General features: G+C 42.6%; 5 protein-coding genes. 4 read left to right on the top strand and 1 reads right to left on the bottom strand.

Annotation, left to right across the window (positions count from 1 at the left end; translation table 11 throughout):
• Positions 1–29: 29 nt before the first annotated feature.
• Positions 30–938, bottom strand: a complete 909-nt coding sequence (locus JI65_RS16145) for a tyrosine-type recombinase/integrase (protein ID WP_191018195.1) — start codon at positions 936–938, stop codon at positions 30–32.
• A gap of 204 nt (positions 939–1,142) precedes the next feature.
• Between JI65_RS16145 and JI65_RS16140 the strand changes: the two genes are divergently transcribed.
• The 4 genes from JI65_RS16140 to JI65_RS16125 all read left to right on the top strand — a co-directional run bounded on the left by JI65_RS16140 (position 1,143) and on the right by JI65_RS16125 (position 6,046).
• Complete coding sequence (locus JI65_RS16140) at positions 1,143–2,720, top strand: ATP-binding protein (protein ID WP_191018194.1); 1,578 nt, start codon at positions 1,143–1,145, stop codon at positions 2,718–2,720.
• 22 nt (positions 2,721–2,742) lie between these two features.
• A complete protein-coding gene (locus JI65_RS16135; protein ID WP_191018193.1) occupies positions 2,743–4,314 on the top strand; it encodes an ATP-binding protein in 1,572 nt (523 codons plus the stop codon).
• 195 nt (positions 4,315–4,509) lie between these two features.
• A complete protein-coding gene (locus tag JI65_RS16130) occupies positions 4,510–5,067 on the top strand; it encodes a hypothetical protein (protein ID WP_191018192.1) in 558 nt (185 codons plus the stop codon).
• A complete protein-coding gene (locus JI65_RS16125; protein ID WP_191018191.1) occupies positions 5,042–6,046 on the top strand; it encodes a P-loop ATPase, Sll1717 family in 1,005 nt (334 codons plus the stop codon). Before JI65_RS16130 ends, JI65_RS16125 begins: the two co-directional genes overlap by 26 nt.
• Positions 6,047–6,365 lie beyond the last annotated feature (319 nt).

Here is a 6,365-nt window from a genome sequence, read left to right as displayed (position 1 = left end):
CCCCGCCCACCTCCCGCCGCTCACGGGCCTTACTCCACAATTCCGCGCAGTGTGTCAACAGCCTTTCTTTTCAGCAGGTCAGTCGCTTTTGCGTAGCGGAGAGTGGTCGCTATGTCGGTGTGGCCAAGAAGTTCGCTCACGGTGCGCAGTTCTGCACCGTTTTCCAGGGCCAAAGTCGCGAACGTGTGGCGGGCGGTATGCCACGAAACGTGCGGAATATTTGCCTGCTCGCCCCATTTTTTTAGATACTGGTTCGTATTAGTTTTTGTCGAAGCCAGAAGCGGAAAAATCGCCTCGCAAGATTCTTCAAAGGCTCTTGGACTGTTAGAACTCGGTCCGGCAAAAAAATCAGGATTCAGGGCTATCAAAATCTTCACCGCATTTTCGTTCAGAGGAATCGTCACAATGTGCCCGGTCTTTTTCTGGATTTTTCTGAGCCAAAAAGTATTTTCGCCGTTCTCAAAAATCATGCTCCATCTAAGCCCCCGAAGATCCGAAATTCTTAAGCCTGTGCAGCAGGAAAAAAGAAAAGCCTTTTTTACCTCCGAGCCGAGCGTTCCCGAAATCTTGATTTTTGAAAGCTTTTTTAGGTCATGCAAACTCAGAGGACTCTTTTGGGATTCCGGCATCGGAATGTTTCTGACTGAATCTGCGGGGCTTTTTAAAATGATTCCGTCGCGTACCGCAAGATGAAGTTGTTTTCGTAATGCCGACGAATAAAGACTTGCGCTCCCTTTTGACAAATTGGTGCTATATAATAGAAAGAATTGGAATTCTTCCACCCAACGTGGCGAGATTTTTTTGATTTTGATGTCAGATTTTTCGAATTTTTGAAGATAAAAAATCAGCCTTGAAAGCGTGCAATTTTTTTGCAAGCCAAGGTTTTCAGTCAAAAACGCAATCAAAGTTTTATTGCGGTTAAAAAATTTCTCAAACATAAAATTTCCTCACAAAAAATAAGGTCAGCTCAAAAAACTAAAGTTTTTCTTCGCCCTTCTGTCAAAGAAAGATTTTAGCGGTCGCCGGAGAATCAATTAAAATAAAGTAGCTATTATATAGAAGAAAATCGCATTTTATACCGACTTTGTTGCAGAGCGGCCAGAAAATAGCATTTTCTTAAAATCTTGTGCTATACTACATTCATGGGAAACAGATATCTGCCGATTGGCATTCAGGATTTTGAGGATTTACGCAGGCGCGGTTTTATTTACGTGGACAAGACGGCTTTTATTGACAAAGTTGTGCGCGAAGGAAAGCCGTATTTTTTGAGCAGGCCGCGGCGATTCGGGAAGAGCCTGCTACTTTCCACGATGGAATATTTTTTTCTCGGAAAAAAAGAGCTTTTTGACGGTCTTTACATTTCCAAAACTGAAAAAGAATGGATCCAATATCCGGTCATAAAAATCAGCTTCGGGGCGGACAACTACCCGGATTTGAACTGCCTTAAGTCCCAGATGAACTCAATCCTTTCTGAATATGAAGAAAAATACAACATAGAAGTTTCTGACGAGCGTTTTGCGCCTCGGTTAAAAAATCTCATCCGGCTCACTTCTGAAAAGACCGGAAAGCAGGTCGTAATATTAATTGACGAGTACGACAAGCCGATTCTAGACGCGCTCTACACGGAATACGAGGAACAGAACCGGCAGGAACTCAGGAGTTTTTACAGCCCGCTCAAGGACTGCGACAAGTACATCCGTTTTCTGTTCATTACGGGAATCACGAAAGTGAGCCACATCAACATTTTCAGCGGGCTGAATCAACTTGACGACATCAGCCTTTACGAGGATTTTTCTTCGGTTTGCGGAATCAGCGAATCTGAGCTTACGGAATATTTTACGCCGGAAATCGAAGCTCTTGCGGCGAGAAAGCGGCTTACATTTCAGCAGACTGTGGACAAGCTTGCCGAAATGTATGACGGTTACCATTTTACCCATGACGTTGAGGGCGTTTACAATCCGTTCTGCCTTCTAAAATGCTTTAAGGCAAAGGATTTCGGTTCGTATTGGTTTGAGAGCGGTACGCCTTCGTTCCTTGTAAAAACTTTGCAGAATCAGCCGCTGGTTCTGGCAAATTTTGTGAACGGAAGAAAGGCAAAAGAAGACCACTTCAAGAATTACGACCCTGATTCAAAAAATATGCTGCCCGTAATTTATCAGAGCGGCTACCTTACGATAAAGGATTTTGAAGAAGAAACCCGGAAATACACTTTGGATTTTCCAAACAGGGAAGTACGGGAAGGCTTTCTTGAAATCCTGCTCAATAAATTCGTAACGGTTCCATACGATGATTTGGGAATTACAATCGATGATATTTGCGATGCCTTGAAGGCTCGCAACATCGACAAAGCCCTTTCCATCATAAAATCGGCAATAGCGGACTTGCCTACAATCGTAAAAAAGGACATGTGCGAGAACTATTACGAGTCCGTAGTGCATCTCATGTTCCGTCTTACCGGAATGCGCGTTGTTTCGGAGCTTCAGAGCGTTGCCGGACGGAGCGACGTTGTTGTGGCAACAAAAGATGCCGTATTCATTTTTGAGCTTAAGATGGACAGGGGGAAGGATTTTGAATCCGTTGCGGACGCCGCCCTGAACCAGATTGACGAAAACGGCTACGCGGATCGCTTCGCCGTGAACGGAAAGGCGATGTTCAAAATAGGCATGGTCTTTTCAAGCGAAGGCAAGGGCCTCGTCGGCTGGAAAATAGCATTTTCCTAAAATCTTGTGCTATACTACATTCATGGGAAACAGATATCTGCCGATTGGCATTCAGGATTTTGAGGATTTACGCAGGCGCGGTTTTATTTACGTGGACAAGACGGCTTTTATTGACAAAGTTGTGCGCGAGGGAAAGCCGTATTTTTTGAGCAGGCCGCGGCGATTCGGAAAGAGCCTGCTACTTTCCACGATGGAATATTTTTTTCTCGGAAAAAAAGAGCTTTTTGACGGTCTTTACATTTCCAAAACTGAAAAAGAATGGACCCAATATCCGGTCATAAAAATCAGCTTCGGGGCGGACAACTACCCGGATTTGAACTGCCTTAAGTCCCAGATGAACTCAATCCTTTCTGAATATGAAGGAAAATACAACATAGAAGTTTCTGACGAGCGTTTTGCGCCTCGGTTAAAAAATCTCATCCGACTCACTTCTGAAAAGACCGGAAAGCAGGTCGTAATATTAATCGACGAGTACGACAAGCCGATTCTAGACGCGCTCTACACGGAATACGAGGAACAGAACCGGCAGGAACTCAGGAGTTTTTACAGCCCGCTCAAGGACTGCGACAAGTACATCCGTTTTCTGTTCATCACGGGAATCACGAAAGTGAGCCACATCAACATTTTCAGCGGGCTGAACCAGTTGAACGATATAAGTCTGAACGAAGCGTTTTCCTCGATTTGCGGAATAAGCGAATCGGAGCTTACGGAATATTTTATGCCGGAAATCGAGGCGCTGGCAAAACGGCAGGAGATGACCGTAGAAGAAACAAAGAAAAAACTCGCCGAAATGTATGACGGCTATCATTTTACCCATGACGTTGAGGGCGTTTACAATCCGTTCTGCCTTCTAAAATGCCTGAGCGAGAAAGATTTTGGCTCGTACTGGTTTGAGAGCGGAACGCCGTCTTTTCTGGTCAAAACGCTCAAGAACCAGCCGTTGATTCTTGAGCATCTCGTAAACGGGCGGCAGGCAAAAGAGGACCACTTCAAGAACTATGACCCGGACAGCAAAAACATGCTCCCCGTCGTTTATCAGAGCGGCTACCTTACGATAAAAGGTTTTGAAAAAGAAGAAAGGCTTTTTACGCTGGACTTTCCGAACCGCGAGGTTGAGGAAGGTTTTTTGAGTATCCTTCTTGATAAATTTGTAACGGTCCCTTACGACGATTTGGGGCTTGAAATAACTAACCTTCGAAAGGCGTTGCGCGCGCACAACATCGACAAAGCCCTTTCCATCATAAAATCGGCGATAGCGGACTTGCCTACAATCGTAAAAAAGGACATGTGCGAGAACTATTACGAGTCCGTAGTGCATCTCATGTTTCGTCTTACCGGAATGCGCGTCGTGTCGGAGCTTCAGAGCGTTGCCGGACGGAGCGACGTTGTTGCGGCAACAAAAGATGCCGTATTCATTTTTGAGCTTAAGATGGACAGGGGGCAGGATTTTGAATCCGTTGCGGACGCCGCCCTGAACCAGATTGACGAAAACGGCTACGCGGACCGCTTCGCCGTGAACGGAAAGACGATGTTCAAAATAGGCATGGTATTTTCAAGCGAAGGCAAGGGTCTCGTCGGCTGGAAAACCCGCTAAAAAATTCGGAACGCGACAAGGACCGCCATTGCTGAACTGCAAGTGCGGCCCTCACTGCAAAATGAAAATTCTTTCATTCTGAACCAGTTTCTGCATCTCACTTCCTTGTCAAAATCGGAAGTGTTTTCCTGAAACGTACATCGAGAATCATACATTGCACGCACTCCTTTTTCTGTGTTATAGTCAAAAGTAAGTATGAAAAAAATTGAAGAGCTATCAAAGATTAAGGGTGATGCATTTGACTATTACACAAAAGGTGTAAATGCCGACTTGTTCGAGAAAATTTTTATCGTTGATGACGTTATAGATAATATCTGCAAAAATGACACTTATTTTTTGATCGGAGAAAAAGGCTCTTGCAAAACAGCTTATTCCGTTTATATTTCTCGGCAGAACGACTTTTCCGTTGATAGCAGTATTGTACTTGTTCAAAATACTTTTTATCAAAAATTTATCAATATGAAAAAGCAGAAGATGCTCGGACTTTCAGAAATGAAAGATGTTTGGGTAAATTTGCTTTATCTTGTGCTTGCCGAAAGATTAAAAAATTTATATTCACAAAATTTACTTGGCGGATTTAAGACAAAGGGACTTACAAAAGCAATAGAAGATTTTTATAGCAATGCTTTTAAGCCTGAGCTAGTGAATGCTTTTGAGTTTATTGACAATGCCTCCGCATCCATAAACGCAATGATAAAAGCCGGGGTTTTTAGTTTCGGCAGTACTCTTGACAGCAAACAAGAAAAAAAATAATGTGGAGCAGAGCTATCAAATAAGCCTAATGAAAATTCGTGACGGTTTTGAAAAAGCTTTTGATGAATTCGCTCTTTCCAAACCCTATATACTTTTTGTTGATGGTGTTGACGCACGGCCTTCAGAAATTGAAAGTGAACTTTATTTTGACTGCATATCGGCCTTGACAAATGCGGTTCTTGAAATAAACACAACAATTCTTGCAGGAAAAAACATAAAAATAATGCCGTTGATGAGACCTGATGTGATGTATCGAATGAGCATTCATAATATGAATCAAAAATTACGTGACAATTCTGTGCTATTGACCTGGCAAACTACATATAAAGATTATGTTCGCTCAAAACTGTTCAGAATAGCTGACAATTATTTTTCAAAACAGCAGGATAAGGCTTATGAATTTGAGCAGTGCTGGAAGCATTACTTTCCTTACGAGGTGTATAGCAAGAAAGGAACAATCGATAATCCTTTTATAGAATTCTTACGCTATTCCACTTATAAACCGCGTGATATTCTCACAATGCTGAACGAAATGGTTGAAGCAACACGTGGCGAGCATTTTACAAAAAAAGATTTTTTGGCGATGTTGTCAGATTACTCACGGTATGTAGAAGGAGAATTAAAAGATTATCTTCTCATTTATATGAGCGATGAAAACTTTTCTGATTTTAGGGCTTTTTTCGCGTATTTTGTTGGACACCGGGAATTTGACTACAATTTTTTTATGAAAAGACATCTTACCTACATAAAATATCTGCATGAACTTGGACGAAAAATCCCTTCTGGTATGAACACAGCTCAAGAGGCATTGCAGCTTTTATATGACGCGAACATAATCGGATATAAAGAAAAACGTGATGATTGGCGCATGTATTGGTCATATAAAGAGCGGAGCTATGCAAATATGAATCCTCCAGTCAAACTTGGCGGAAACTATCTCTTTCACCTTGCGTACGCAAAGGCATTTGATATTTTATGACTTTTTTAACATTTCAAGAATAGAGGTGTTTGAAAACTTCGGCTTTTCGCCCCCCTTCCATTAAAAACTGAGCCTTTGCAAGGCTTTAGCCTTAAAAAACTCGCATAGGCATGGAGAAAACTTAGATTTCCGAACAGGTCTAATATACCACAGGGTACAGCAACTCGGCATCCGCCCTTTTGATGAACTGCCCCCATAAACTAGGACACCCACGGAGGTGTAAAAAATGGGGAATAATCAAAAGTACAGCATTGACTTCAAGTTACTGGTTGTAGGAAAATACAGGCAAGGTATCTGTGGCTACAAAAAACTTGCCAGA

The sequence above is a fragment of the Treponema zioleckii genome, assembly GCF_014737315.1.
Taxonomy (GTDB): domain Bacteria; phylum Spirochaetota; class Spirochaetia; order Treponematales; family Treponemataceae; genus Treponema_D; species Treponema_D zioleckii.
The sequence above is the reverse complement of the archived record's forward strand: the minus strand, read 5'-3'. Positions and strand labels throughout refer to the sequence as shown.